This is a genomic window from Citrobacter sp. TBCS-14 (assembly GCF_005280805.1).
In the GTDB taxonomy this organism is placed as follows: domain Bacteria; phylum Pseudomonadota; class Gammaproteobacteria; order Enterobacterales; family Enterobacteriaceae; genus Citrobacter; species Citrobacter gillenii.
The window spans coordinates 1-207 of the sequence record NZ_SZWM01001213.1 but is presented as its reverse complement, the minus strand read 5'-3'; the positions used below and the strand labels follow the sequence as shown (position 1 = coordinate 207).

Annotated in this window: 1 pseudogene; it reads left to right on the top strand. The window is 53.1% G+C overall.

The window, feature by feature from the left end:
- Positions 1-207 (top strand): annotated as a pseudogene (tuf, locus tag FDX22_RS26315) (elongation factor Tu); the annotation flags it as partial.

Sequence of the window (207 nt, the reverse complement as noted above, 5' to 3'; positions counted from 1 at the left end):
TCCGATCGTTCGTGGTTCTGCTCTGAAAGCGCTGGAAGGCGAAGCAGAGTGGGAAGCGAAAATCATCGAACTGGCTGGCTTCCTGGATTCTTACATCCCGGAACCAGAACGTGCTATCGATAAGCCGTTCCTGCTGCCAATCGAAGACGTATTCTCCATCTCCGGTCGTGGTACCGTTGTTACCGGTCGTGTAGAACGCGGTATCAT